Raw genomic sequence first — 26,054 nt, 5'->3', positions numbered from 1 at the left:
AATTAAATGAAAAAAATCAAGTCATTTCATACCCACAAATAGGTATGAATGAGCTTGATTTTTTTAAAAACTGCTTCACTACATTGTTGCTTTCATCTTGAAATATATAGTAGTTGTATTAGGATTCCAATCCTAGTTCGCAATATCTCTTTTCGTAAAAAACACAAATGCCATGGCATGAAAAATGACGAAATATACAATGATCATTATAATTGAAAATGATAAGGTCATCCCCTCAACAAGTGGCATCCCATCTACATATTGCATTAAATTGGTATTAGCAAATAAACTATATTTTGCCCAATCAAATTTAGCAGCTAATAAGTTTGTGATTGTTCCACCCATCAATAACAAGAAGATTGAAATCCCGATCGCTAACCCGCTATTTCTAAAAACAGCAGAGATCATAAATGCCATTGTCGTTAATAAGAAAACACTTAAGGAGTTTAATAGATACGTTTTGATTAAATAAAGTAAAAGATTTTGCTCTACTACAATTCCGTTAACATAGGCAAGATGAACATTGTCCCCCGTACCTTTTCCAAATAAAATTAACCCCAAAATAGAAACCGTTACAAAAAGTATTGCGAGCATCGTCACTAAGTACAGAATGGTCGTTAAATATTTTGCCAATAATATTTTCCAGCGTTTATAAGACTTGATCAATAAAATTTTGATCGTTCCCCATGAAAATTCATGAGCGACAATACCTGATGCTACAATGATGACTAGCAATCCTACAAAACTTGTTAAGCTAGAAGATTCTGTTATAAAACTCCATACTGAATATGAATTTTCCGGTGGCATATTATGTTCGATCCGATATTCATTGATGGCAATTTCTTTCGAATAAAATTCTTTTAGTGATGGTGCTGCCACTCCCGCTTCTTCCAATTGCGCTTTTTTCTGCTCATTCTGTTTAACAAGCTCTTGTTTCCAATTATCATTCACTGGTTTTTCCTTAGATACAACGTATTTCGTAATTCCTCCAGCTCCAAAGATGACTAGCAACAGAAACCCAATCATAATATACGTACTGACCTGTTTGAAAATCTTTATCCATTCATTCTTGATGAGATTAAGCATTGGCCGCGACCTCCCTGCCATTCGTAATTTCTAAGAATCTATCTTCAAGTGTTCTCGTTTGGCCCTTTACTTCATAAATAAGGAAATCATTAAGAACGAGAAGATTGATCACATTCGGCACTTGTTCCTTATTTAGTACTAATCCTATACCCTCTCCACTCACTTTCGGAGAAAGCCCTTGCTTATCCAAAAGATTTAAGGCCTTTTTTCGGTTATTGACAATAAATACATATTCTTTTTCATTCGTATTATTATCATCACGAACATGTTGAACATTGATCAGTTTTCCTTTTTGGATAATGGCAATCCGGTCACACATCATTTCCATTTCAGAAAGCAAATGACTTGAAACGATAACAGACATTCCCTTATCTCTTGCCAGACTTCTTAAATAATCACGTATTTCTCTAATCCCGGCAGGATCCAGTCCATTCGTTGGCTCATCCAAAATTAAAATTTTCGGATCATGTAAAAGACTTTGTGCGATCCCTAATCGTTGTCTCATTCCTAAGGAATACGTTTTTACTTTGTCATGAATTCGATCTTTTAAACCTACTAGTTCAATAACCTCATCTATCTTTTCTTTTGTAATTCCTTTTATTAAACGAGCAACTTGCTCTAGGTTTTGATAGCCAGTTAGAAATTTATAAAGCTCGGGGTTTTCAACAATAGCACCAACATGCTTAATAGCCTCTTCGTATTCTTTCACAACATTTTTTCCACAGATGACGATTTCACCAGATGTAATGCCAATTAATCCTACCATCATTCGAATAGTCGTTGTTTTTCCAGCACCATTTGGTCCGAGAAATCCAAACACTTCACCTTCCATTACTTCAAAGCTCAAATCATCAATGATTTTTTTCCCACGAATTGTTTTCGTCACATTTTTTATTTCTACAACTGTTTTCAAGTAACTCACTCTCCTCTTTGTCCCATTGTTGATTTAAACCATTCAAGGACGGAATAGCCTTGTTCTTCTCGCAAACTTTCAACATTTTCATGGCCTATAATATGACCCTTATATATGGCAATTACTTCATCCATAATGGGTTCAATTTCGTCTATCTCATGGGTGGCGATAATAACTGTTTGTTCATCAAAATCGATGTATGTCAGCAAACTTTTTATTATCGAGTCTCTCACCATCGCATCCAAACCTGAAAAAGGTTCATCAAGTAAAACAATCGATGCTTCGCGAGCTAATGTTAAAACAAGCTTTAATCTTCCACGGTTCCCTTTTGATAGTTGTTTTATTTTCTTTTTTCCATCCAGCTTCATATCTTTTAAAAGCTGAGCAGCCTTTTCCATATTGAAATCAGGAAATTGAGTTTCATAAAATCTAACCATTTTATCTACCGTAAAAGAATCATAAAACATATCGAGTTCTGTTAAATAAGCAACTTTCCTGCTTATTTTTCTCGTCACTTCTTCTTCCAAAACAGTTACTGTACCACTACTTGGATAGACAAGTCCGGCAATTAGTTTTAAAGTGGTCGATTTCCCGCTTCCGTTAGGACCTAGCAAACCGTATATTTTTCCAGGTTGAAACTGTAGGGAAACATCATCCAAGGCTTTTTCAGGACCATATTTCTTTGTAACTTGATTAAATTGGATTGCCATTCCGATCCCCCTCACTTAAATATGCTTGCAATCCCCGTATCATTTCTTCTTTTGAAAAGCCAAGTTCTTCCATATTTTTAACAAACTGAGTGATGATTTCCTTTTGCATCGTCTGCTGTAATTCCACCACGACGCTCTCACTTTCAATAACAAACGTGCCCTGCCCTCGTTTCGTTTCCACTACACCCATCCTTTCCATTTCTGCATATGAACGTTGAATGGTATTTGGGTTTACACCAAGTTGAATAGCCATTTCACGTACAGAAGGCAATTTATCTCCAGGTTTTATTTCTTCTCGAACAATCTTTTGAAAAATATGATCCGCGATTTGCAAATAAATTGGTTTTGATGCTTCAAAATCTGTTGCCATCCCCATTACACCTCCACTTTTTTATCAAGGAGTTTGCTAGTAATAAGGAAAAGAACGATTGCAAAGATGGTGTAAAGAATAATAGGAACAATTGGTATAGGTACATCTGTATAAACAACTGACCATCCATTTCCCTTCGTGTATTCCATTGAAGGGGCAACATTTACATTAGCTGTAAACGAAAATAGATTATGTTGCAACACTTTGAGTTTTACTAATTGAGCTTCGATGAAACCAAAAGCTATCCATATTAAAATCACAACTAACCAACGGAAATTTTTCAATGAAGGATATCTTCCAAGAGAATGGTAAATCGTCCAGAGAAAAACAATCCAGATTGTCATGTAAAAGGATGTTGAGAAAAGTGCAGTATGGAAAAAAGTTCCCTGTTCAAATGGTAAAAAATCATTAAACGTTGTAATCAATCCCGCTTTAAGGAGAAACCGCATAAGGAATAATCCATAAATGACGAGCAATAATTGCGATATGACTTGTAATAAGGCGGCAGCACTTAACTTTGCAAGCAATAATTTTTTACTGCTTTGCGGATTGTAAAGCCATAATTGCGTTTTTCCTTCAATGTTTAATACGTGCAAAATCATTATGGGCATTAAAAATAATTGCAAGCTTATTAGACCAATATAAATTGGAACAACAATGCTTGGTTCATTCCAGTAATCTTGCATAATATATCCACCGACAATGCATATTAGTGAAAAGGCAAGCCAAGTAATATACCAAAATCTCATTAAGAGCATATCTTTTTTCATTAGTCCCCAAAATGCAACCATTATGTGCACCTCCAAATATTATGTATTAGTGTACTAACCGAATAGTACACTAATACATAGTGACACGTCAAGAAGGTTTTTTACTAAAAGATAAATCTTTTTTCAAAATGTATTTGTTCATTATCGCGGCTAGGTTATGCTATTATTGGTTCTTTACAATCAACTTGTCCATCATGACTTTTATTTTGGACACATCTCTCTTCTTCTGCATTCATTCTGACCAATATGCTTAAGATTTTGGCCAAATCTCTCTTCTTCCGATTCATTCTGTCCAATATGATCGCTATTGTAGACAAATCTATATAAACATTTTTGCTCAAAAAAAAAACGCAATAACTGCGTTTTTTATCTTGAGACAAATGGATTATCTTTAATCCAAAATCTCCATGGATAGTTACGGGCTTCTCCGGTATTTTCAATGCCGATTCGTTTTCCTTCCACGATTTCCTCAGGTACGATCCCATGAGTAATATAGAGAGGCGATTCAAATAAAGGATGACCATAGTCTTCCATGGTAATCCCCATCGCCTTCGTTAGTTTCCCTGGCCCATTCGTAAGATTTTTCTTATTGTCTACAGGTCTGCGTTTAAGCATTAAATCAATACCATCGTGAGGTTCCAGCGCGCGGATTAATACAGCATGCGGTTCATCCAGCCCTGCACTTACTACATTAATGAGACAATGGGTATGCATTGTATATGTATAGGCAAGCCCCGCTTTCCCATACATAATCTCAGTCCGTTTAGTCCTTCTATTATTAAAACTATGCGCTGCACGATCATGCGGTCCCATGTAAGCTTCCGTTTCAACGATATAGCCGGATGTGATGCCTTCTTCTGTTTCTTTCACAAGGAGACAGCCAAGAAGTGCCTTCGCTAAATCTATTGTAGGCAGCTGATAAAATTCCTCCTTTAATGGATCCATGGATATCTCCCCTTTTCTATTGCGTTTTCAGTGCAGATTCAAAGAATTCGTTCACTCTTTTTACATATTCCTCAGAATTTTGGCTATATGACTCCACATGACCTTCCCCATCAGTTAGCCATATTGAAAAATCATCTGGATGTTTTCGTGCCATCTTTTGGCTTTCGGTAAAAGGAATTAATTCGTCTCCTATATTATGTATGAAAAGTACCGGTTTCGTTGATAACTTATCGAGCACATTAATAGGACTAGCATCATTTAAATCAATATTCATCAAAAGAGGAATAATATTTAATATCAGTGGGGTAAAAGGAAAATCGGGAAGATGTGACCATTTCGGCATATTTTCCTTAAGATATTCATGCAGATCACTAAATGGACTATCTGCGACTACGGCAATTACATCTTTAGATTCAGCCGCAGCTAATAGTGAGGTCGTGGCTCCCATAGAAACGCCAAGCAAGCTGATTGGTTCTTCAAAATTGTTGTTCGTCCAATTAATGACCCCAAGCAAGTCCAATTTTTCCTTTACTCCAATGGTTGTCATATCTCCCTCTGATTCCCCAGCGTGGCGGAAATCAAATGTAATGATTCGATATCCTCTATCAAGAAGTTCTTTTGCTAGTGATAAAAAAGGCATTCCTTCTTCTATACGATTTTCTCCATATCCATGCGAAAAAATAATATTCATTTTGGGTTGTCCTTCAGGCTCAAGAACCCAACCAGAAAGCTCTGTTTTTCCATCTTCACTAAAAATATTAATATCTTGATAGTATATCCCATAATCCTTAGGTGTTACATTAATCGTTTTTTTATCTGGTTTTAACAAGGCTAATCCTTTATACACCGACGCAACCATGAATATTAATATAGCTAAAAAGAATAAAGAGCATATTATGATCACTGCTCTTTTCATCATACTTCGTTTTTTAACCGTTTGCTTCACCGCACTCACACTCATATTCTCACCCTTCTTTCCTATTTATCTAATAAAAAAAGATTCTACCTAAATGGTAATACAAACCATTTTCACGTACAATTAACGTGTGAAAATATCTTGACATAAGGCCACAAAATGTCTACTATATGGAGACAAATGTTTTTTCGAAAAAGACACACGAGGGGTGAGGACAAAATGAAAAAATACATTTCTATTGGTTTGCTGGGTTTGGGAACTGTTGGTTCCGGAGTTGTACAATTAATCAAAAATCATCAAGAGGAGCTTGTCCATCAAGTTGGCTGTGAAGTAAAAGTTAAAAGCATTCTTGTTCGCGACGTTGAAAAAGAACGAGATATCCAAATTGGGCAAACACACCTCACCACTGATCCAGATGAACTTTTAAAAGATCCGGAAATTGATATTGTCATTGAAGTAATCGGTGGAATCGAAGAAGCACGTGAACATATTATTCGAGCATTAGAAGCTAAAAAGCATGTTGTTACTGCAAATAAAGACTTGATTGCATTATATGGCCCGGAATTACTGCAAAAGGCACTAGAAAATAATTGCGACTTATTTTATGAAGCGAGTGTTGCTGGCGGTATCCCTATCTTAAGAGGGCTATCAGATGGACTTGTCTCCGATCGCATTCAAAAATTAATGGGTATTGTGAACGGTACAACGAATTATATTTTAACTAAAATGGACGAAGACGGTCTGTCCTATGAAACAGCATTAAAAGAAGCACAGGAGCTTGGTTTTGCAGAAGCAGATCCGACATCTGATGTAGAAGGCTTGGATGCTGCACGAAAAATGGCGATTTTAGCGAGACTTGCTTTTTTCACAAATGTAATACTTGAAGATGTGGAAGTCTCCGGAATCAGCAGTGTTTCTGTAGAAGATTTAAATTACGGAAAAAAATTAGGCTATGTCATGAAGTTAATTGGCCATGCCCATTTTGAAAATCAACAATTAGAAGTAAGTGTTCAGCCAACTTTCTTATCGAAAAGCCATCCGCTTGCCTCGGTAAAAAATGAATACAATGCCATTTATGTAAATGGCGAAGCAGTTGGTGAAACGATGTTTTATGGTCCAGGTGCAGGAAGCCTTCCAACTGCTACAGCAGTAATGTCCGATGTAGTGGCTGTCATCAAAAATATGAGGCTTGGAGTAAACGGAAAAAGCTATGTTAAGCCTAGATTTGAAAGAGTGTTAAAAACTCCGGATCAACGCTTTGGCCAATATTATTTCCGTCTCCATTTGAAAGATCAAGTAGGAGCTTTCTCTAAGATTACTACACTATTCAATGAATTGGACATTAGCTTTGAAAAAATATTACAAACACCATTAAGTAAAAACGAACTTGCAGAAATTATTATCGTCACACATAATATTTCAATGGAACGTTTTGAAAAAGCACTCATGGAATTAAGAGATTTAAGTGTAGTAGAAGAAGTCATCAGCTACTACCGTGTAGAAGGAGATGTCAAAAAATGAATTGGCCGGGATTAATAGCAAACTATAAAGAATTTTTACCAGTAACAGAAGAAACACCGGCATTAACGCTACAAGAGGGAAATACCCCATTGGTACATCTCTCAAACTTATCAAACCAACTTGGAATTGAACTATACGCAAAAATTGAAGGTGCGAATCCGACTGGCTCATTTAAAGATCGTGGGATGGTAATGGCTGTTGCTAAAGCTGTTGAAGCTGGTAGCAGATCCATTATTTGTGCCTCTACGGGAAATACATCAGCCGCTGCTGCTGCCTACGCAGCAAAAGCAGGTATTAGAGCAATCATTGTTATTCCAAAAGGAAAAGTTGCCCTTGGTAAGCTTGCCCAAGCGATGATGTATGGTGCTGAAATAGTAGAAATTGAAGGTAATTTTGACGAAGCTTTAAATATGGTACGGAAAGTGAGCGAAACTTCCGCAGTAACACTCGTTAATTCCGTAAACCCTTATCGTCTGGAAGGTCAAAAAACAGCTGCATTAGAAGTTTGTGACCAATTGGGCAGCGCCCCTGACATTCTTGCTATTCCTGTAGGAAACGCTGGTAACATCAGTGCTTATTGGAAAGGGTTCAAAGAATATAATGAAGTAAAACAAACAGGACTTCCAAAAATGTTTGGCTTTGAAGCAGAAGGAGCAGCAGCCATCGTCCAAGGAAAGCCAATTACCGAACCAGAAACAGTCGCTACTGCCATTAGAATCGGAAACCCTGCCAGCTGGAATCTTGCCGTTGCAGCTCGCGAAGAATCAGGTGGAATCATTGAGTCTGTTACTGATTCTGAAATTCTTGAGGCGTTCAAACTTCTTGCAAAGACTGAAGGAATATTTGCTGAACCAGCTTCTTGCGCTTCCATCGCAGGAGTTTTACAACAAATTCAATCTGGAAGTATTCCATCCGGAAGCAAGGTCGTTGCGGTATTAACTGGTAACGGATTAAAAGATCCGCAAACTGCGATTTCAGAGATTAATATAGAGACTGTCTCTCTTCCAAATGATGAAAAAACCGTCATAGAATATATCGAAGGTGTTGTAACTGCATGAGGATGTTCAGCATCACAGTTCCAGCGAGTACTGCAAATCTAGGTCCTGGATTTGACTCAGCTGGATTGGCATTAAATCTATACTTAACATTGCATGTAGAAAAATCGGAGCAATGGGAATTTGTTCATCAATCTATGCATCTTCCCCCTGTTCCAGATGCAAGCGAACACTTAATTTACGAAACGGCGGCTCGGACCGCGAGTATCTATAATTCCACTTTGTCGCCTTGTAAAGTAATTGTGGAAAGTGATATCCCGCTCGCTCGTGGACTTGGCAGTAGCGCCTCAGCCATTATTGCAGGTATTGAACTGGCTAACCAATTATGTGAACTATCCCTTGCTTTTGAGGAAAAATTAAGGATTGCGACAGATATTGAAGGGCATCCAGATAACGTTGCCGCTTCCCTTTACGGTGGTTTAGTCATTACATCACAGCTGCAAAATGGAGATATAGAGGTTTTTCAAAAAACAGATGCGGAACTAGATTTTATCGTTTATATTCCAGTCATAGAATTAAAAACCGAAGATGCACGCAAAGTTCTTCCCGAGCAATTTACTCGTAATGAGGCTGCTAAAGCAAGTGCGGTGGGAAATATCATGATTGCCGCTCTAGTTTCCGGGGATTACAAGCTTGCTGGGAAATTGATGGAGGAAGATTTATTCCACGAACCGTATCGTTCCTCCCTCATTCCTAATTACGAGAAAATACGTGAAGAAGCAAAAATCGCAGGAGCATATGGTACTGTTATTAGTGGTGCGGGACCAACGATGATTTCCTTTACAGCAAAAGGAAAAGGCAAAAAGGTCGCAGCTCAACTTCAGAATTTACTTCCATCACATCAAGTAAAGATTTTAAAAATGGATCAAGGTGGAAGTCGAGTTACGAATGATATTTTTAATCGTTAAGCCTTTGGCATGTAGCCTAGGCTTTTTTACTTTGAATTTTGTATTTTGCATTCTTCTAATTTTTCTATGATAATAATACATGAAAGGGGCTGAAGATGAATGGATAATTTTACTTTTTGGAATACAACAAAATTAATTTTTGGTAAAGGTCAATTACAACAATTAAAAACGGAAGTTCCTAAGTACGGTAAAAAAGTTCTGCTTGTATATGGTGGAGGAAGTATTAAAAGAAATGGATTATACGATGATGTCATGGCTCTTCTAAAAGAAATTGGCTCTGAAACGTTTGAGCTGTCCGGTGTAGAGCCTAATCCACGCATTTCAACTGTTAGAAAAGGTGTGGACATTTGTAATAGCGAAGGTATTGATTTTATTTTGGCTGTTGGAGGCGGAAGCGTCATTGATTGCACGAAGGCGATTGCAGCTGGAGCTAAATATGATGGAGATGCGTGGGATATCGTCGTTAAACGCGGTACAGTAAACGATGCACTTCCGTTTGGAACTGTGTTGACTTTAGCAGCTACAGGATCAGAAATGAACTCCGGTTCCGTTATTACAAACTGGGAAACGAATGAAAAATATGGTTGGGGAAGCCCTCATACTTTTCCTAAATTCTCAATTCTTGACCCAGTTAATACGTTTACCGTGCCAAAAGATCAAACCGTTTACGGAATCGTAGATATTATGTCACACGTGTTCGAACATTACTTCCATCAAGCGGAACATACTGAGTTACAAGATCGACTATGTGAATCTATATTACTTACTGTGATGGAAACAGCTCCAAAACTTGTTGATGATTTGGAGAACTATGTATATCGTGAAACAATTCTTTACAGCGGCACGATGGCATTAAATGGAATGGTGAATATGGGCTTTAGCGGAGATTGGGCTACTCATAATATTGAACACGCTGTTTCCGCTGTCTATGATATTCCACATGGCGGAGGACTTGCCATCCTTTTCCCGAATTGGATGAAGCATAATCTTCAAGTAAATCCAGCACGTTTTAGAAAGCTTGCAGTTCGAGTGTTTGGTGTAAATCCAGACGGAAAAACAGACGAAGAAGTTGGCTTAGAAGGAATTGGAAAACTTCGTGAGTTTTGGAATAGCATCGGTGCCCCTGCTCGCCTAGCAGATTATGATATTGATGGAAGCAAACTTGATGTGATGACTGACAAAGCTATGGTGAACGGTGAATTTGGTAACTTTAAAAAGCTAAACAGGGATGACGTTTTTGCAATTTATGAAGCTTCTTTATGATAAGTTGTCGGAAAGTGAATTGAGCTGTCACTTCACGGCCATTAAATAAGCATTCCTTTCCAAAACAAAAAAACCTGGGAATCCCAGGTTTTTTTACTTAACTTCTAACTCATAATCCTTATGTTCATGTAAGCCTTCATCATTCTGGACATGAATTTTTATTGTGTAGATTCCTGCATCACTAAATGTATGTTTTCCCAAGTACTCTCCAGCAGTTGTTTCACTAGCGTCTACCCAATCATGTTTATCAGAGATGTCATCGTTCCAAATTTCATAACGAACACGTGCTTTTTCTAATGGTTCGTTATGATCTTGCAAGTGGACAACGAATTCCGTCTCTTTCCCTTTTTCAATTGAGTCAGGCTTTATAAAGTGCATACTAAAGTCTTCTGAATGATGGCCATGATCTTTATCATCACCATGTTCGTGATCTCCATGGTCATCGTGAGCATGTTCTTCTGTTGCCCCTTTTCCAACCGTCACTGCCTCTTTAGGCATCGTGTGTATTCCACGTGCAGTAACATGAACCTGGACAGTGAATATACCATCATGGTCAAAGGCTTTTTTTGCTTCATATGTGCCATCATTATTATTAACAGCATCTATCATTTCACTATCGTCTTTTTTGCCATCTTCCCATACTTCAAAAACTACCTCATCAGCGTCGGAAACTTTTTCATCTCCTTGTGTGACGGTAGCTTTTAATGGGATCTCTTCTTTTACATCTGCTGTATGTGGTACTTCTAGAACCACTTCAAGCATTTTAGGGATATCATCTTCTGTGCTTTTTTTGTTACTGCTATTACATGCTGCAAGCATTAAAACGAGCATACTTATAGAGATTGTTGTAATTATCTTCTTCAAATTTTTCTCCTCCATGCATGATATGGCTGATCATATATTCATTTTACAATATTAGTATGTCTTAGATATGAGATCAATGTTACTATTTCGTGAAAGGTGGGAGTTTGTCATGCTTTGGACACTAAAAAACACAGAGAATGTTCCCTGTGCTCATGTATTCCCATATTTATATATTCTAATTCTGAGATCATTAATTTACAATACTCTTATTTAAACTGTACTGGAATCATTGCCTCATCTAATGCTTTCATTTCATAGCCGTTGTCTTTATAATATTTTAATAGTTTTTCTAAATTTGCGAGGGTTGTTGGCTTTTCATGCATTAAAACGATTAAAGGATCCTTACTTTTAAACTGCTTTGTTTGTTGAATGACTTTGTCTACATATTGTCCGTTTGTTAGCTTCCAGTCCATTGAATCAATGTTCCAGTCCCATAAAATCATCTTTTCTTTATCCGAAGCCGCTTTGAATGGAGCTGTGACATATGGTTTTGAGCCATATGGAGCTCTGATAAGATGTGTTTGCACGTTCGTTGTTTTTTGGATGAAAGCAATCGCCTGGTTCATTTCACCTACAAAGCTTGCTGGTGAACGATATATTTTAGAAACTTGATGTGTCACCCCGTGAACTCCGACTGTATGTCCCTCATTCACCATAGCTTTTACCGCGTCAGGGTAATTTTTCATATTTGGTTCAAGCATGAAAAAAGTAGCTTTTGCATTGTATTTTTTTAAAAGTTTTAAAATGTCTTTAGAGACTGCATGGGGGCCGTCATCGAATGTCAAATAAACAACTTTTCCCGCAGGAGCCTGAACTTTGGGTTGTTCATTATTTGGTTTGTCACCTGAAGGCTTTTCTTCTGATGGCTTTTCTTTTGCGGGTTCTTCTGATTTTTGCTCTTGCTTTGTATCTTCATTTTTCTTTTCTACATCATTTTGTTGCTGCTTTATTTTCTGTTCATGTTTTTCTATATCTTCTTTATGCTGATCAAGTTTTTCTTCATGTTTTTGCATATCTTGATCATGCTTTTCTAATTCTTGCTCATGTTTCTTTATATCTTCTTCAATCGCAGCTTTATCATCAGGAACTACGTTATTTTTTTCATTAACTTTAGGATCTTGATTCGCTGGATTTTTATCTAATACAATATTTGTTTTGCCTTCAATCTTATCAGACTGTTTATCTATTGGATTTAGATTTTCTACGATTTTTGTCGGCATTTGTATATTTTTTCGTGCCGCTGCATTTTTTTCTGCTATTCCATCCCAAATAAAATAGGTTAAAACCGATATGAATAAAATAAATGATCCTAACGTCATTTTTCCTAAACGGTTTAATTTTTTGCGTTTCTTTTCTGACCCCTTCAATCCCTTCAACCCCTCGACATGATTCTACTATTATCCTAAAACATCTTTAAACAAAAGTCGTTACAGAAAGGTTACAAATATTACAGTTTAATTGTAACCTATTTTAACGAATAATTGGGACAGAAAAAAACCCTTCTTCAAAAAAAATTGACGAAGGGAATAAAGATATTAGTTGAATGCTAGTTCATCATGTCGAGACGAATTTCCCGTTACAATTTCTTGCACTTCGAACCCATCTAATGTCTCTTTCTTCAACAGTATATCAACTAAATGATCAAATTCAGTTTGATGTGCTTTAATCATTAGTTCCGTTTTTTCCAAAGCTTTATGGAATAACTCTTGCATTTTTTCGTCTTTGTCTTGTTTATGGAAGGTTAATGTAAAGCCATCTTCGAGCATTCCTGTTTCAACCATATCCTCTAAAATTTGTTTCGCTTGCTGAACATCACCACTTACACCAATACTATGCTCACCAAGATAAATTCGCTCTGCTACACCACCTGCAAGAATCATACTCACTTGATCAAGCAGTTCACTCGTAGTCGTTAAATGAAGTTCTTTTTGAACTGGAGCAACATACCCTAGAGCTTGTCCACGAGGGATAATCGTTGCTTTCCGGATTGTTCCGGGTTTTGTTAATGCTTGAATAAGAGCATGGCCGGCTTCATGTATGGCAACGCGGCGCTTTGTATCATGATCATTTAATGCTCTTGAAGTATTTCCTAAAATCGTACGGTCAATGGCATAATCCAAATCTTCCATACCTACTACATCACGGCCTTCGCGAACAGCTTTTCTGCTTGCGGACTCAAATAAGTTACTAATTTGAGCTCCAGAAAAACCAGTCGTACTTTCGGCTAGTGTATTTAAAGAAGCAAAAACATCTTGAGAAAGTCTTTTTCCTTTAGTGTGAATATCAATGATTTCTTTCCTTCCTTTTGTATCTGGCAATGGCACTTGGAAGGTAAAGTCAATTCGTCCTGGACGTAGGAATGCATCATCCAACATATCTTTTCTATTAGTTGCAGAGATGAAAAGAATTCCATCGTTGGCGTGTCCACCGTCAAGTTGGACAAGCAACTCAGTCAATGTTTTTTCTGCTTCTTCCCCACCATGCTGTTTCCTTTTTCCCGCAAGTGCATCCACTTCATCTATAAAAATAACGGCAGGAGTTTGTTTTCGTGCATTTTCAAATAATCCGCGAATACGAGCAGCACCTACCCCGACAAACAACTCTGTGAACGCTGATCCACTTGCCGAAAAAAAGCTAGCTCCAATTTCATTTGCAATCGCTTGTGCAAGTAATGTTTTACCAGTCCCAGGAGGACCGTATAGTAAAATTCCTTTTGGTGCTTTAATCCCTATTTTTGATGATCGATCTGGATTTTTTATAATTTCCAGCGTTTGATGGATTTCTTCCTTCATTTCTTCAGGCAATCCACCAATATCATTTAACGTAATAGTTGGAAGCGGCAATGGTTTCGACGTACTATGTTTCATTTTTGTAATGCCAACTCCACTTTTTTTCTGAACGATAATCGCAGCAGCAATTAATAAGATCACAAGGCCGCCCATAACCCAATTTCCCATTTGGCTTCCGTCAGAGTACTTATAGTTAATATTATATTTATTAACAAGTTGCTCTACTAACGGGCTATTGGGACGAAAATGAGAAATATATTTTTCTTTAGGAGTATCTATATAAAGTGTGCCATCTGACATTTCAGTAAGAGTGACGAGTTCTCCATTTTGAGCTTGAATTGTTTTTTCAATAGCTGAAAACGGAATAACAGTGCCCTTATTCATTGTCAGAATTGCCCACACAGAGAAAGCTACAACAACAGCAATACCAATGGCAATAGGAACAATCTTCGATGCGATTCTTGAATTTGACTTCACTGTTCCATCTCCTTGTTAGAAAAGCGCAAGCGCCTGGTCATCGACGTATAAAAAACTCCAGGACCTTTGACATTTCGTAGGAAAAAGGACAAGAAGTTGCTAGTCAGTAGGCGCTGTAGCTAGACATATATTTAAAAAGAATCTAGCAATAAGTATAACATTATTTCAATATAATAGTCATAAACATTTTATGACATTTTAAAGAAATAATACTGATATCTTGGTCATGGGTGATTCATGCACAATTATAAGAAAATAAGGTCGTAATTTCATATAAGAAAAACCAAAAACGAGAAGAAAAAGATGAAAAACTAGGAAATTTAAATAAAAAAGTTGATAAAATGTAGCGAGTGAAAAAAATTAAAAAAGTTTGTAACGAAACGATCCTTTTTTAGATATATAGGTTGAAAGGAGGTAGAGCATTGGACGAGCTTACGAAAGTCTATGAACAATTTGCCGAACAAGTCTTTAAATATTTAATGGTACTTTGTCGTAATGTAGACATTGCAGAAGAACTAACACAAGAGACTTTCTATCAGGCTGTTCGTTCAATTGATACTTATAATGGCGAATGTAAAATGTCAGTTTGGCTTTGTCAAATTGCAAAGTATACATATTACAAGTACGTGGATAAACAAGTTAAACAACCACCATCACAACATTTACCGAACCATTTACCATCAGCAGAAAACGATCTCATCGAAAGTGAAAATAAAATTGGCCTATATCGGATGATTCATTTGTTAGAGGAGCCGTATAAAGAAATAGTATTACTTCGTATACTTGGCGGCTTAACCTTTAAAGAAATAGGAGAAATACACTTTAAAAATGAGAATTGGGCAAGAGTAACATTTTATCGAGCCAAATTGAAATTAAGAGAGCGAGGAATTATGAATGAAGAATGAATGTTATATTGTGCGTGACTTATTACCATCTTATATAGATGAACTATGCAGTGAAGAAAGCGCGAAATTTATAGAGCAACACATCGGCACTTGCGAGAAATGTTCTCAACTTCTCCATCAAATGCGTTTAGAATTCGATACTCAAGAACAAACAGAAATTCCAGCTAGACTCGAACAAAAGAAACCATTTCAAAAAATAGCACATTTTTTTAATGCACAAAAAAGTTTCACGAAGTTTTTTAGTATTTCCTTTTGGGTTACATTTATTGTAACATTGGGATTTTTTATATACTCTTTGAACGTCTTGTCCAATCTCAACGATGAGCGAGAAGATGCACAAGTTGTTGAACAACAAAAACAGGATATTATGGAAAAGACATTTGCCATTTTATCGAGCCAAGAAAGTATAAATGAAACAGCACTTCAAGCTGTTTTCGATCAATATAATGGGCAACTGCAGCATTTAGCTGTGTTTGCTACTAAAAACATTGATGATCTAGCACGTTTACAAAAAGGTCCCACCAATACTTTTCCTATCGATTATTCACAAGCATTACTTATCATTGGAGAAAAGGGAAAGATTTTAGAGACAATCGTTCCAAATGATTATGATATAGGAACTGTAGCAATGGCTAATGATCAATGGATTGTCCAATTTGAATATAAGGAGTCATATCTTAAAACGATTGAAAATGCACATCAAATTAAATATTATGCGCCTACTAATTGGACAATCTTTCAGTTACCGATTGTGTTTACCATCATTACAGCGTTCATTTTAGGAGGCTTGCTTTTTCAAAAACGTATTACAAAACCAATGAAAAACATATTAGACTAGCAGATATTAGTTGGAGAATAGCCTAACTCAAGTTAATAATTTGTTGTATATTAACATAAAATAACAGAGTTAATTCTACACATTATGTAGAATTCTCTGTTTTTATTTTGAACCGTAGGAGGATTAGTATGCAACAGGATCAACGAGCTCAAAGCTCTATTATGAAACCAAAGTTTGCCGGCACTGATGGAAAAAAAGTGAGACAAGAAATTCAAAAAGATGTAAGCGAAGGAAAAGGTGCAATGACTTCCCGAGAGGCAGGGTCCATGCGTGATTAAAAACCACTCTGAGTGGTTTACGGTTCAAAATTATACATTTTGGAGATGTTCCATATTCAATGAATAAGTACAGAATTATGTGAAAGAGCAACTAAAGCGGTTTTCTCTGATTTCAATTGTATTTTGTAAACATTTCTTTTCATATAAAAACAGTACATCACAATAAATGATGTACTGTTTGTTTATGAATGGTATAGAAGACGAACATAAACTCTTACTAGAAAAAGCACAATCTCTGTCGTTAATTCTATAGGGTGAAGATTCTTATCAAGAATAATGATTAACGCCAGTCAAGAAAACCTTTTTCAAGACCTCTAATTAAAATTTCAGCTGTTCCCATATTCGTCGCGAGTGGAACACCGTATACATCGCAAAGGCGCATAAGTGCTGAAACGTCCGGCTCGTGCGGTTGGGCAGTCAATGGATCGCGGAAAAAGATGATCATATCTATATCATTTTGAGCGATAAGGGCACCAATTTGCTGGTCTCCTCCTAGTGGACCGGATTGAAAACGGTGAACATCCAATCCTGTTGCTTCCATAATTCTTGTTCCTGTTGTACCCGTAGCATACAATATATGTTCCTGTAGGATAATTTTATAAGCAGTGACAAATTGTATCATATCATCCTTCTTTTTATCGTGTGCGATCAATGCAATTTTCATGCTATTTTTCCCCCAACATTAGAATTTATCAGCTGATTCCCTATCAATACGCTTACTATAATTAATCCACTCGCATTGTCGTAATCTTACTTTATATAGTGTCAAACGATTGCGGAAAAGCTCCGGATTTGATTTTATTCTTGCTAATTCTGACTTTTCGTTTACTACTTTCTCATTCATTTTATCGACCGTATTCTTCAGTATGTTTAACGGTTCCCTTAAGAAAATATGAACATCTCTGCCAATTGATTTTTCAATTAATTCAAATTGACGGAAAAACTTTGATGTAATTGAATTGGCTGTTTCTTGATACGTATCATTTTGAATATAGCTTTTATACGTATTTGCGAGGATTGCATTATTCTTTGGAATGGCTCCTAATATTTTTCCAGCACCTTTTAACAGGACTTGTGATGGGGTTCTTCTAAGTAAAATATTCTCATTATCAATATGGACTGAACTTGTCATTCTGTCAATATCCCGCAGCCAATCCTCAATGATTTGGAAATCACATTGAAGAATAAGCTTTTCTTCGCCGAGCATTGAGTTAAAACCATTGCCCCATTCAGTTAATTGATCTTGGCATTTTGAAAGTTCTTCTTGTGAAAAAGAAATCCAATCTTCGAGTGATCTGATAAATATAGGGATGATCGTATTATTTATATATTGATGAATTCTTTTATTCATCTCATTGTTTAAATCGAGATGAATGTTTTTAAAATCGCTATCTTCTTTTATAATTTCAGATGATTCTCTTATTAGTTTTGGAATCATTTTTTGGAGGTCGGCATTAATTTCCTCTTTTATTTTATTATAAGCCTCTTTTATTACATGAGTTTTTTCCTCTTCCAAATCCTGCAATTGATGTATCGATCCTTGCATCCTTGCCAGAATGTCGCTATCAAATTGAATTGATTCGGACAGAAGAAGAGTTGTTTGTTCTTGTTGCTTAAGCAAATTTGAAATACTTTTTCTAATGGCTGCTAAAAGGGTTGTCGCTCGCTCGTCCCGATCCATACTTTCATCGTGTATTATCCAGTCAATCCCCTGCTCCATTTCCAATTGATTGGTATGAGCCCAATTACTAATAGATTGAAAGATTTCAATGCATTCTTGGAAAATGTCTTCGTTATGATGGACCTTAGAGAGATTGAACTCTGCTTGTTCAACAATCTGACCGCTGACCGTTTCAGGAAAATTATCATTCCAAGATAGTATCGCAGTAGAAACGAAGAGAGCATTATTCGAGTTAGAAACCTTTTGCCACGCTGCCAATAACATAGGTACAATCTTTTCTACTTCAAGAAGATCATACTTCCCATCCAACAATTCCGAAAATGCACTTCTATATAAAGTCGATAAAGTCGAATACTCCTCTTTGACGTCAAATTCTACCTCTAGGATTACTTGATTTAAAACGTGAAGCAATGAAAGGAAAGAATTTTCATTTTGATAAGTAGACGATAGCTCTGAAACAATACGCTCAAATTGAGAATAATGATCTCTCGCCAAAATTGTTAATAATGGAGCAAAGAAAAATGGATCGTGATATTCCACGTATCCTTCTACAATATAATAATGTAAAGTATTAAACCAATTAACAGATTTTGTTCGAATAGCTTCATTAGTTGCTAATTCAATCGCATGATTCCAGTCTTCTTGATTTTCAAAAAAAGCACGGGCTATGTTCGTTACATTAGGATAATCTGGATCCATATGGACAGCATGTAATATTGTTTCACTTGCTTTTGAATAGTTTCTCTGAGCTAAGTACACTCCGAACATTTGCAAGGTGATTTCCATATTTAAGGTAAGTGAATCCGTCGTAATGGTCTGATAAATATTTTCAGCTGTATCGTATAAATCGAGTTCAAAATAAGCATCAGCCATATTTTTTCTAGCCCACGGCTCTAATTCATTATGAACATTTTCCCATTTGAATATTGCCGCTTCGTAATCTTGGCTTTCATAGTATACTTCACCTTGTGCAAAACGGATTGTAGATAAATCGGCAAGATCCTTTTTTTGCTCAGCAAAAAATAAGTCCCCCAATACTCTAATAGGATGTCGTTTTTCGTTTTCCAAAACAAACTCCGTATAGTATGTTTTTTGGATTAATTTCTCTTCAAACGCCATTGTTATCACCGTCTTCCAAAAGATTTTTATTGCAGCCTTAGCCATCGAAATACGCGACGATGACATAAGGTTAGTTTTAGTCGACGTTCCCCTTTCAACCTTTGACTTATGTAAAAGAAAAGTTCAAGATTTACTGTTCGATAGGCTGCTTACGCTTTTCATGGATTTCTTAAACTAGATCGGCTGGATACGTAAGTCCTATTTGTTTCCTAGCTTCACTAAGAATATGCGCAGTGATTAAGGAATTTTCATATGAGTTGACTTTAGATTCCAGCGTTCCAGATTTTATTAAGTTGATAAACTCTTCTACTTCATAATACATGGAAGGAACAGTATATGGTTGACCTATTTTTTCCAGTTTCCCATTCCGGTACTTGATTTCAACATTTTCTGGCGTTGAAATTTCATCAATAATTATACTACCATCTTCTCCTTGGATTTCTGACGGAATATAAGAATTAACGATTTTTGAATGAGTCAATACTGCTTCAAAATTGTCATATTGCAAAATGAGACTTCCACTCCCATCTACACCAGACTCCAGCATAACTGCATTTGCGTGTATCTTTTTTGGTTCTCCGAACAACACAACAAGAGGATACACACAATATATACCCAAATCCATTAACGATCCATTTGAAAAAGTTGGATTAAATGCATTTAATATATTTCCTTCTCTATAAGCATCATACCGCGATGAGTACTTTGAGAAATTCGCAAAAAATCTTCTTACCTTTCCAATTTTATGTAAATTTTCCTGAATCGCTTTAAAGTTCGGAAGTACTGTCGTTTTCAATGCTTCCATCAATAAAACATTATGATTTTTTGCTGTTTGTATCATCTTTTTGACTTCTGCCGGATTGGATGCAATAGGCTTTTCACATAATACATGTTTCCCGTGGCGAAGGAATGTAATAGATTGCTCAGCATGGAATGAATTTGGACTGGCGATATAAACGGCATCTAATTTATCACTTTCAGCCATTTCATCTATGTTAGTAAAAACAGCATTCACACCATATTTCGCTGCAAATTCCTGTCCTTTTTCTTTAGTGCGAGAATATATAGCCGTTAGTTGAAAATCCGCTATATGCTGAGCTGAACGAATAAGCTCATCTGTAATCCAATTCGTTCCAATAATTCCAAAACGAATCATCCCTATCCCTCCCATTATAATGAAAAACTATATATGTTTATTCTAACTATATTGTATTTACGAAAATCTTGCATGTAAAAGCTAGTATTTTATCGAATGATCAATCTTTTCCAATGAAAATAAATATGACGAAAAAAAATAGGAATTCTATTTTTCGTCCGTGTTTTACCTAACCGGATGTAGAGGGTAAAACGTCCTCGTAATGACTAACCAGGAAAAGGATATGACGCCTCCAATAAAGTATAACTGGATGAGTAGTTACACAGAAGACGTCACTGTAAACAAAAATATGAATATTGTATAAGGCTCATAACTTGCCTGAACTTTACTACGATGATCTTTGGTGCCGGGTGGTAGCTTTCTTTGTCCAAATAAAAGTCAGAATGAAACAGCCGAGTAATATAATCGCACCAAATGTAAAAGGGATGTTCCTATGCCAATCAAATAAGGTACCAGCTAATGCAGGACCAATCATATTTCCCAAACTCATATAGGAATTATTCATACCGGCAGCATAACCTTGTTCATCCCCGGCTGTTTTTGAAATCAACGTATTGACGGCAGGTCGAATTAAAGTAGTGGCAATTGAGAATATAGTAGCGACCAATAAAATGATGTAAAAACTGCTGACAAATAACATGCCATAAAGACTAAATGCAGCAACAAGAAGACCGAATAAAATAATCTTCATTTCACCGAATGTATTAAATAATTTATTCAGTGCAAAACCTTGAATAATAACACCGACAAATCCTCCAACTGTCATGACAATGGCAATATCGTTAGGTGTATAATTAAATTTATATGTCAAAAACATCGTCAAAGTAGATTGGAAGTTTGCAATACCAAATGAAAAAACGAACACAACGATTAATAAAACAAAATAGCTTGTCTTAAATGATCGGGTCATTTGTTGCAGTATATTTTCTCCCTTTGCTTGCCTTTCTGGAGTCTCTTTCATTACAGGTTTGATTGACGGAAGGATTAATAAAGATAAAATTCCAGCTACTATTGTTGCGGACCCAGCAAAATAAAATGGGAAATGCAGGCTGACATTTGATAAAAAACCGCCGATTCCGGGGCCAATCATAAAACCTAATGAAATAGCAGCACCAATCCAGCCCATTGCTTTTCCGCGTTCTTTAGTGGTTGTGATATCAGCAGTATAGGCCATAAGAGGAGGAACGATAAAGGCCGATCCGACTCCTGTAAAAAATCGACAAAGATAAAGCATCCAAAGTTCGGTAGAAAGCCCAAAGGCAATTTGAGAAAGACCATTCACTAAAAGGCCTATAATTATTAAATTTTTGCGTCCATGGCGATCCGATAAATTTCCTGCAACCGGAGAGAAAATAAACTGGGCAAAAGCAATAATTGCAATCAAAAAGCCAAGTGCCTGTCCTGCGGCTCCAAAGGTTTTCAAATAAGTTGGCATAACTGGGACTATAAGTCCAATTGCACTAAATGTGATAAACATATTTAACATTAAAATATATAAAACAAATTTTTTAGAGAGTTTCATGTGATTTTACTCTTTTCAATAAAATAGTATTCTTCAATGCAATACATTATAGCTTTGTTTAACCAGATAAACAAATAATACTTTCACCATCAAACATTGGTAGGAGGTAAGAATACAAAGAAAGAAACAGGGTGATATATTCCTGCTTGTTTTTGATCCGTTTATAACATAGGTCGTTGATTTTTCCTCCAAGCTCTCGCTGTCTGCGGTTGGTTCTCACCTTCCTCTCCAATCAACTGGCTCTTTTAACATAGGCAAAACTAAAGATTAATTTTGAAAGTAGCAGATGATGTATTAGGGGTGACTACAACACCTTGTTTACTATTTTCAATTGCTGTGTCTTTACATGTATCTGTAAATATATTTCTTAAGATTAATTTCCAGTTTTTATTTGTTTTTGCATCGGTGCTAACGATTAAAGTTCCGTTTTCATTCACTACACTAACTAATAATTCTTTTTCACCATTCATAATAAACGAGTAGGGGTTTTTGTGATTTGTTAGTGGTTTGTTTTTAAAGGTGAAACAGCAATTTACAACTTTCTTCGAAAATATTTCTACAACCTCTTGCATCATAATCTTCTTGTGGTAGAATATTTTGTATATTTAATTCTAATAATGATATGTAATGATGAAGACGGCTTTTAGATAATTGCAAAGAGAATCGGTGGTTGGTGTAAACCGATGTATTGTCTATTGTTGCCCAGCACTTCTGAACTGGCATTTGCCCGGCCCACGCCGTTATCTACTCGAGGCTGTTTTGATTTCAAATCAGTGAACGAGGGTGGCACCACGATTTCACGTCCCTCATAACTTGGCGCATGCGCCTGTTATGGGGGCGTTTTCATTTTTATCAGAAAAGCGGAAGGCGCCCGTTCAGCGACGTACAAACTTTTTAAGCTTCTGACGAGATAAAGGAAACACGGCGAGGAACGAGCCGATGTTGACTTATCGTAGGAAGAAGCTGAAAGTTTGCTAGTCGCTGGGCGCCTAGAGCTAGACAAAAAAACAAAGAAAAAGCAGAGGAGATATGGATTAATCATGTATAAAATTCTCGTATCAGATGCAATTAGTGATAGTGGTTTAAAGGCGTTGTATGATCATCCAAATTATACAGTCGATAAAAGACCTGGCCTTCCAGCTGAAGAATTGAAGAATATTATTCAAGATTACGATGCATTAATTGTCCGCAGCCAAACGCAAGTAACGGCTGAAATTTTAGAAAATGCCGATAAATTACAAGTGATTGCACGCGCTGGTGTTGGTGTAGATAATATTGATGTCAAAGCTGCTACAAAAAAAGGAATCATCGTCATCAATGCACCTGGTGCCAACACAATTTCTGCTGCTGAACTAACGATGGCTATGATGCTTTCGTTAGCGAGAAGCATTCCACAAGCTCATGCCTCCACTTCAGTTGGAAAATGGGAACGGAATTCTTTTAAAGGTGTCGAATTGTATGAAAAGACACTTGGTGTTGTGGGTATGGGTAAAATTGGAACCGAAGTAGCAATGAGAGCAAAAAGCTTTGGTATGAAGATTCTTGGCTATGATCCATATTTAACAGCGGACAGAGCAGATCAGCTTGGGATCAAGAAGGCATCGCTAGATGATATTGCTCAAAAAGCTGATTTTATTACGATTCATACACCACTTATTAAAGAAACACGTGGACTTATTAATGACGACTATTTAGCTAAAACAAAACAAGGCGTCCGTATCATAAATTGTGCTCGCGGAGGAATTATTGATGAAGCAGCACTTGTAAGAGCCTTAAATTCTGGAAAAGTTGCTGGTGCCGCACTTGATGTGTTTGAAACGGAACCATCAACTAACTTAGAACTATTAAGTCATCCAAGTGTCATTGTGACACCGCATCTTGGTGCATCAACTGTTGAAGCACAAGAAAAAGTGGCACATGAAGTCAGTGAAGAAATCATCGAAATTTTTGAAACACAATCCATTAGCCATGCGGTCAATATGCCACAAATTTCTGGAGAAACTCATAAGAAGCTTGAGCCATATATTACACTTGGTGAACAAATGGGAATGCTTGCGATTCAGTTATTAAAAGAAGCTCCAGATAATGTGGAAATCAATTATTACGGTGAGCTTGCAAAAGAAAATACAGATTTACTAACTCGCACAATGGTTAAAGGCATCCTTTCCCACCATTTAGGAGATACAGTAAATCTTATCAACGCTCACCACTTATTAAAAGATCAAGGCGTATCTTCTAACGTTTCAAAACACCCTAAGAGTAAAGGTTTTGCAAGTTATGTTGAGCTTACGCTTTATCGAGATGGTGCCAAGTCTAATATTGGTGCTACTGTATTGAACGGTTATGGTGCACGAATTGTCAAAATGAACGATTACCGTGTTGACGTTCGTCCAGAGCCATATCTTTTATATATAAAACACCATGATATCCCAGGTATGATTGGACGCGTAGGTTCAACACTCGGTGATTTCGATATTAATATCGGTACAATGCAGGTTGGACGTTCCGAAATTGGCGGCGAAGCAATCATGGTACTTACCCTTGATAAAATTGCCGATAAAGATGTAATTCATGCTTTAACAGTAATAAGAGGGTTAGAATACGCACAATTCCTTGAACTGCCTAATGGCGGAGTTCCTGTAATGAATTCTTAAGTTTGCGAGAAAATCAGAAGTTATCACCCCTTTAGTGGACTGATTTTCTGGATAAATGGATGTTTTCCAATATTCCTAAAATAATTCAGAAAAAGAATATTCAACTTTCACAGTAACTACCAAAAAAATATCCGAAGGAAGCAGAACTTCCTCCGGATATTTTTATTTTACTAATGACATAACTAATTCTTTTATGTCTATCACACTATCAAGTATATATTCTGCATGATGTTTTTCAAATTCTGCTCTTGCGCCTTTTCCTGATAATCCCGTCAATACTGCTGCAAAAGTACATCCCATTTTTCGTGCGGCGAGTAAATCGGCAAATGAATCGCCAACTATCAATGTTTCCTTCCCATTTGGAATTGGCATTTTTTCCACTATGCACTCTTGATCCGTCTTCTTTTTCCCAGATAATGCTTTCACATACGTAAAAGGATTTGGTTTTGAAAGTGGTGTTGCATCTGGAAAAGCCCGTTCAGCCGCCAAAACATCGTCAGCCGTAACAATATAGTTTACATCGAAATATTTTAGCCAGCCTAAATATTGAAATGGTTCAATCGTCTCGAGTTCAGGGCGACCTGTTCCAATGCCGATTGTAATCCCTGCTGTTTTTAGTGCTTCAAATAGCAATGCAATTTCTTCTGTCGGCGCCAAAACTTTTTCAGCCGATAAAAATCCTTTTTTTCCTTTCTGAACGGAAGGACGACCAGTTGATGCTAATACGTGCCTATCCCCTACATACCACTCCTGGGAAACATGTTCACACGTCGACCAGAGTTCGCCAATTTCACCGAAAACTGTTTTTTCCACTCCAAGCTTTTCTTTCGCTAAATAATCAAGATGATTAAATAAACCTTCTTTTGTTCGTTCTGAATGCTTAAAGTCATCTAAAAACGTGGCAAAATCAAGTTTTATCTCTTTTCCCGACAAGGACTTTCCAATTTCCATTAAAACTTCTCGATTAATTTCATTGGAAACCCACTGTGCCACCTGTTCTGAATTGTTCACTTGTTCTAAAAGTCGAACTAGTTGATAAGCTAGAGTTAAATATATCATATCCCAATTCGCATTTAATCCACATGACTTTTGAAATTTCAAAACGAGATCTTGTTCAAAAACTAAATTGCGAATTTCCTCTATTTCGGAATCGGAATAATCAACCTTAAATTTTTCTGCATTTAGCCCTAGATAATTGTGACTATATAATATTTCCCAAACCGTTAAAGCAGAGGCATCGAAGTAACGCTCTTCGCTTAATAAAACCCCATCAACATCAAACAAAACCGTCTTAATCATCGACCTATCTCCTCG

At 36.6% G+C, this 26,054-nt stretch carries 24 protein-coding genes; 8 read left to right on the top strand and 16 right to left on the bottom strand.

The window, feature by feature from the left end; genetic code table 11:
- Positions 1–132 precede the first annotated feature (132 nt).
- The 7 genes from KHA97_RS20595 to KHA97_RS20565 form a co-directional block, all read right to left on the bottom strand.
- Positions 133–1,086: an ABC transporter permease gene (locus KHA97_RS20595; RefSeq protein WP_213126673.1), complete on the bottom strand. Its 954-nt coding sequence runs from the start codon at positions 1,084–1,086 to the stop codon at positions 133–135.
- Positions 1,079–1,999, bottom strand: a complete 921-nt coding sequence (locus KHA97_RS20590) for an ABC transporter ATP-binding protein (RefSeq protein ID WP_213126672.1) — start codon at positions 1,997–1,999, stop codon at positions 1,079–1,081. Before KHA97_RS20590 ends, KHA97_RS20595 begins: the two co-directional genes overlap by 8 nt.
- 5 nt (positions 2,000–2,004) lie before the next feature.
- Positions 2,005–2,709 carry an ABC transporter ATP-binding protein gene (locus tag KHA97_RS20585; protein WP_213126671.1) on the bottom strand — a complete coding sequence of 235 codons (705 nt, stop codon included), beginning with the start codon at positions 2,707–2,709 and terminating at the stop codon, positions 2,005–2,007.
- Positions 2,693–3,079, bottom strand: coding sequence for a GntR family transcriptional regulator (locus KHA97_RS20580; protein WP_213126670.1), 387 nt, complete (start codon positions 3,077–3,079; stop codon positions 2,693–2,695). Before KHA97_RS20580 ends, KHA97_RS20585 begins: the two co-directional genes overlap by 17 nt.
- A 5-nt stretch (positions 3,080–3,084) precedes the next feature.
- Positions 3,085–3,870, bottom strand: a complete 786-nt coding sequence (locus KHA97_RS20575; RefSeq protein WP_213126669.1) for a hypothetical protein — start codon at positions 3,868–3,870, stop codon at positions 3,085–3,087.
- 345 nt (positions 3,871–4,215) lie between these two features.
- Complete coding sequence (locus KHA97_RS20570; RefSeq protein ID WP_213126668.1) at positions 4,216–4,794, bottom strand: DNA-3-methyladenine glycosylase; 579 nt, start codon at positions 4,792–4,794, stop codon at positions 4,216–4,218.
- A 16-nt stretch (positions 4,795–4,810) separates the two neighbouring features.
- Positions 4,811–5,755, bottom strand: a complete 945-nt coding sequence (locus KHA97_RS20565; RefSeq protein WP_213126667.1) for an alpha/beta hydrolase — start codon at positions 5,753–5,755, stop codon at positions 4,811–4,813.
- Positions 5,756–5,929: 174 nt separating this feature from the next.
- Here KHA97_RS20565 and KHA97_RS20560 point away from each other — a divergent pair, with 174 nt between their 5' ends.
- The 4 genes from KHA97_RS20560 (at position 5,930) to KHA97_RS20545 (ending at position 10,457) form a co-directional block, all read left to right on the top strand.
- Positions 5,930–7,231, top strand: a complete 1,302-nt coding sequence (locus KHA97_RS20560; protein WP_213126666.1) for a homoserine dehydrogenase — start codon at positions 5,930–5,932, stop codon at positions 7,229–7,231.
- Positions 7,228–8,289 carry a threonine synthase gene (gene thrC / locus KHA97_RS20555; protein ID WP_213126665.1) on the top strand — a complete coding sequence of 354 codons (1,062 nt, stop codon included), beginning with the start codon at positions 7,228–7,230 and terminating at the stop codon, positions 8,287–8,289. The genes KHA97_RS20560 and thrC overlap by 4 nt, the downstream gene beginning before the upstream one ends.
- Complete coding sequence (gene thrB / locus KHA97_RS20550; protein ID WP_213126664.1) at positions 8,286–9,194, top strand: homoserine kinase; 909 nt, start codon at positions 8,286–8,288, stop codon at positions 9,192–9,194. The genes thrC and thrB overlap by 4 nt, the downstream gene beginning before the upstream one ends.
- A gap of 99 nt (positions 9,195–9,293) precedes the next feature.
- A complete protein-coding gene (locus KHA97_RS20545) occupies positions 9,294–10,457 on the top strand; it encodes an iron-containing alcohol dehydrogenase (RefSeq protein WP_213126663.1) in 1,164 nt (387 codons plus the stop codon).
- 93 nt (positions 10,458–10,550) lie between these two features.
- Here the strand turns inward: KHA97_RS20545 and KHA97_RS20540 are convergent, their stop codons facing one another.
- The 3 genes from KHA97_RS20540 to KHA97_RS20530 form a co-directional block, all read right to left on the bottom strand.
- Positions 10,551–11,321, bottom strand: a complete 771-nt coding sequence (locus tag KHA97_RS20540; protein ID WP_213126662.1) for a FixH family protein — start codon at positions 11,319–11,321, stop codon at positions 10,551–10,553.
- A 206-nt stretch (positions 11,322–11,527) separates the two neighbouring features.
- Positions 11,528–12,688 (bottom strand): polysaccharide deacetylase family protein, encoded by a 1,161-nt coding sequence (locus KHA97_RS20535; RefSeq protein WP_233713696.1) that lies wholly within the window; start codon positions 12,686–12,688, stop codon positions 11,528–11,530.
- Positions 12,689–12,856: 168 nt separating this feature from the next.
- Positions 12,857–14,587 carry an AAA family ATPase gene (locus KHA97_RS20530; protein WP_213126661.1) on the bottom strand — a complete coding sequence of 577 codons (1,731 nt, stop codon included), beginning with the start codon at positions 14,585–14,587 and terminating at the stop codon, positions 12,857–12,859.
- 422 nt (positions 14,588–15,009) lie between these two features.
- Here KHA97_RS20530 and KHA97_RS20525 point away from each other — a divergent pair, with 422 nt between their 5' ends.
- The 3 genes from KHA97_RS20525 to KHA97_RS20515 all read left to right on the top strand — a co-directional run bounded on the left by KHA97_RS20525 (position 15,010) and on the right by KHA97_RS20515 (position 16,608).
- Positions 15,010–15,492, top strand: coding sequence for an RNA polymerase sigma factor (locus KHA97_RS20525; protein ID WP_213126660.1), 483 nt, complete (start codon positions 15,010–15,012; stop codon positions 15,490–15,492).
- Positions 15,482–16,330, top strand: a complete 849-nt coding sequence (locus KHA97_RS20520; protein WP_213126659.1) for a zf-HC2 domain-containing protein — start codon at positions 15,482–15,484, stop codon at positions 16,328–16,330. The genes KHA97_RS20525 and KHA97_RS20520 overlap by 11 nt, the downstream gene beginning before the upstream one ends.
- Positions 16,331–16,458: 128 nt before the next feature.
- Positions 16,459–16,608, top strand: a complete 150-nt coding sequence (locus tag KHA97_RS20515) for a hypothetical protein (RefSeq protein WP_213126658.1) — start codon at positions 16,459–16,461, stop codon at positions 16,606–16,608.
- A gap of 280 nt (positions 16,609–16,888) precedes the next feature.
- Here the strand turns inward: KHA97_RS20515 and mgsA are convergent, their stop codons facing one another.
- The 5 genes from mgsA to KHA97_RS20490 all read right to left on the bottom strand — a co-directional run bounded on the left by mgsA (position 16,889) and on the right by KHA97_RS20490 (position 22,658).
- Positions 16,889–17,272, bottom strand: a complete 384-nt coding sequence (gene mgsA / locus KHA97_RS20510; protein WP_213126657.1) for a methylglyoxal synthase — start codon at positions 17,270–17,272, stop codon at positions 16,889–16,891.
- An 18-nt stretch (positions 17,273–17,290) separates the two neighbouring features.
- The gene (locus KHA97_RS20505; protein ID WP_213126656.1) at positions 17,291–19,408 is read right to left on the bottom strand and encodes a tetratricopeptide repeat protein; all 2,118 of its coding nucleotides are present in this window, start codon (positions 19,406–19,408) and stop codon (positions 17,291–17,293) included.
- Positions 19,409–19,577: 169 nt separating this feature from the next.
- A complete protein-coding gene (locus KHA97_RS20500; RefSeq protein WP_213126655.1) occupies positions 19,578–20,564 on the bottom strand; it encodes a Gfo/Idh/MocA family protein in 987 nt (328 codons plus the stop codon).
- A 328-nt stretch (positions 20,565–20,892) separates the two neighbouring features.
- A complete protein-coding gene (locus KHA97_RS20495; RefSeq protein WP_213126654.1) occupies positions 20,893–22,086 on the bottom strand; it encodes an MFS transporter in 1,194 nt (397 codons plus the stop codon).
- Between the two features lie 260 nt (positions 22,087–22,346).
- A complete protein-coding gene (locus KHA97_RS20490; protein WP_213126653.1) occupies positions 22,347–22,658 on the bottom strand; it encodes a hypothetical protein in 312 nt (103 codons plus the stop codon).
- A 468-nt stretch (positions 22,659–23,126) separates the two neighbouring features.
- Here KHA97_RS20490 and serA point away from each other — a divergent pair, with 468 nt between their 5' ends.
- Positions 23,127–24,740, top strand: a complete 1,614-nt coding sequence (serA, locus tag KHA97_RS20485) for a phosphoglycerate dehydrogenase (RefSeq protein WP_213126652.1) — start codon at positions 23,127–23,129, stop codon at positions 24,738–24,740.
- A gap of 162 nt (positions 24,741–24,902) precedes the next feature.
- Here the strand turns inward: serA and KHA97_RS20480 are convergent, their stop codons facing one another.
- The gene (locus tag KHA97_RS20480) at positions 24,903–26,039 is read right to left on the bottom strand and encodes an HAD family hydrolase (RefSeq protein ID WP_213126651.1); all 1,137 of its coding nucleotides are present in this window, start codon (positions 26,037–26,039) and stop codon (positions 24,903–24,905) included.
- Positions 26,040–26,054 lie beyond the last annotated feature (15 nt).

The organism is Lederbergia citri (genome assembly GCF_018343625.1).
GTDB classification, from domain to species: domain Bacteria; phylum Bacillota; class Bacilli; order Bacillales; family Bacillaceae_C; genus Lederbergia; species Lederbergia citri.
This window is presented reverse-complemented; position numbering and strand designations above follow the sequence as displayed.